This window comes from Streptomyces anatolicus, assembly GCF_019400875.1.
GTDB lineage: Bacteria > Actinomycetota > Actinomycetes > Streptomycetales > Streptomycetaceae > Streptomyces > Streptomyces anatolicus.
The window spans coordinates 1-2,510 of the sequence record NZ_WMBF01000695.1 but is presented as its reverse complement, the minus strand read 5'-3'; the positions used below and the strand labels follow the sequence as shown (position 1 = coordinate 2,510).

Here is a 2,510-nt window from a genome sequence, read left to right as displayed (position 1 = left end):
CCCCTGCCCCGTCCGCCCGCAGACGCACCCTCAGGACGGCGGGCGCCCTCGCGTCGGCCGGGCTGCTGGTGCCGCTGCTCGGCGCGGCTCCGTCGCCCGGTGCTCCCCGGCAGACGTCCGCCACCGATCTGCAGGGCGCCTTCGCCTCCGCTGCCGATGAGTGGCGCGTGCCGCGGAGCGTGCTGCTCGGTGTCTCGTATCTGCAGTCCCGCTGGGACGCGCACGGCGGCGCGGCCAGTGTCACCGGCGGCTATGGCCCCATGCACCTGACCGACGCCCGCGCCGCCCTGGCCTCGGCCCCGCACCACAGCGAGGGCGACGAGGACCCGCGGGGCGACACGTCGCGCCCGATGCCGCCGCCCAGGGCGAAGGTGCCGGCGGAGTCCGCGCTTCCGGCGCGCCTGAAGACGTTGCCCCGCGCGGCCGAGCTGACCGGTCTGTCGGCGGACGAGCTGCGTACCGACGCCGCCGCGAATGTGGAGGGCGGTGCCGCCCTGCTCGCCGCGGCGCAGAAGCAGCTCGGCAGGCCACTGAGCGCCGACCCCGCCGACTGGTACGGCGCGGTCGCCCGCTTCTCCGGGGCGGACGACGAGGCGACGGCGGCGACGTATGCCAATGATGTGTTCGCCGTCATCCGCGACGGTGAGCGGCGCACGACGGACGCGGGCCAGCGCGTGGCGCTCCCCGCGGAGCCCGGGCTGCGGCCGGACGCGGCGCAGCTGAAGCGGATGGGGCTGCGCAAGGCGGCCGCGGGCGAGACGGAGTGCCCGAGGACCGTGTCGTGCGAGTGGATCCCGGCGCCGTACGAGGAGTTCAAGGACCCCAACGGCAATCCCGACTACGGCAACCACGACCTGTCGAACCGGCCCAAGAGCCAGAGCATCGACTCGATCATCGTCCACGACACCGAGGGCCGGTGGGAGGGCGTCCTGAACATGGTGCAGGACCCGACCTATGTGTCGTGGCAGTACACCCTGCGCTCCACCGACGGCCACATCGCCCAGCACGTGAAGGCCAAGGACGTCGCCTGGCACGCGGGCAACTGGTACGTGAACGCCAAGTCGATCGGTCTGGAGCACGAGGGCTTCCTGACCGCTCCCGACACCTGGTACACGGAGGCCATGTACCGCGCGTCGGCCCGGCTGGTGAGGTACCTCGCCAAGAAGTACGACATCCCGCTGGACCGCCAGCACATCCTCGGCCACGACAACGTCCAGGGCACGGTCTCCTCCACGATCCGGGGGATGCACACCGACCCCGGCCCGTACTGGGACTGGCAGCACTACTTCACCCTGCTCGGCAAGCCGTTCCACCGCACGGCGGGACCGCAGGGCGGCCTGGTGACGGTGGCCCCGGAGTACTCCGCGAACAGGCCGGAGTACACGGGCTGCGCCAAGCCCGCCGAGAAGTGCGTGCCGCACGGGTCGGCGGCGGTGCGCGTGCACACCGAGCCGCGCGACGACGCGCCGCTGATCAAGGACATCGGGAAGCGACCGGACGGCGGGAACTCCACGATCGACGTGAACGACGTCGGGGCGCGGCTCTCCACCGGTCAGCAGTACGCGGTCGCGGACCGGCAGGGCGACTGGACGGCCGTCTGGTACCTCGGCCAGAAGGCGTGGTTCAAGAACCCGAGGAAGCAGCCCACCGCCCTCGACGCGAAGGGGTTCGTGGTGACGCCGAAGGAGGGCGCGACGGAGGTCCCGGTGTACGGGCGCGCGTATCCGGAGAAGGAGGCCTACCCGGCGGGCGTGCCCGTCCAGGCGGTCTCCCCGCTGCCCTACAAGATCCTGGCGGGCCAGAAGTACGTGATCGGCGACAAGGTGCCGGGCGAGTACTTCTACGCGCCGACGTTCGACACCGCGCCGCACAAGGTGGTGCGCGGCAAGGACATGTACTACGTGATCCAGTACGGGCACCGCATCGGCTATGTGCGGGCGGCGGACGTACAGGTGATGCGCTCGGGGTCCTAGTCGAGGACTGACGCTGTCCGGCCCCTGCCCCGAAGGTTCTCGTACCGCCCCCGAACAGGGGCGGTACGAGAACAGGGGCGGTCAGGCCTGCTGGAACAGCTCCGCGGGCAGCGGCTTCAGGAGTGCGTACAGGTCGTCGGTGATCGGACGGTCCCAGGCGGCGATGGTCACGAGGACGTTGTCGCTGCGGTCGAACTGCACGCACGAGATGCGGCTCTCCGACAGCTTCAGGCGGCGCACGATGAGGAGGTTGTCGCCCTGCATCACCGGCATGTCCTCGGCGGAGACGACGGTGACCTCCTCGTCGTTCTCCAGGGCGATGAGCAGCTGGGCCACCTCGAAGGGGACCTCGCCCTCGGCGGTCTCGCGCGCGGGCGCGCCCTCGGGGAGATTGCCGATGATCATCGCGGGGCCGCGGCCGCCGAAGAGGTCGTAGCGCAGGAACACGCCCTGGCAGCTGCCGTCGGGGGCGGGCAGCAGGCCCGCGCCGAGATTGCCGGGCCAGTCACCGGGATCCATGGCCAGGACATCGAAGTC

2 protein-coding genes are annotated in these 2,510 nt (G+C 71.4%); one reads left to right on the top strand and one right to left on the bottom strand.

The window, feature by feature from the left end:
* A partial coding sequence (locus GKQ77_RS31465; RefSeq protein ID WP_372460039.1) for an N-acetylmuramoyl-L-alanine amidase occupies positions 1-1,973 on the top strand: 1,973 nt, incomplete at its 5' end.
* Positions 1,974-2,054: 81 nt separating this feature from the next.
* On the opposite strand, the gene GKQ77_RS31460 is transcribed toward GKQ77_RS31465, so the two are convergent.
* Positions 2,055-2,510 (bottom strand): hypothetical protein (locus GKQ77_RS31460; protein ID WP_219692522.1); only part of this gene is annotated, 456 nt, incomplete at its 5' end.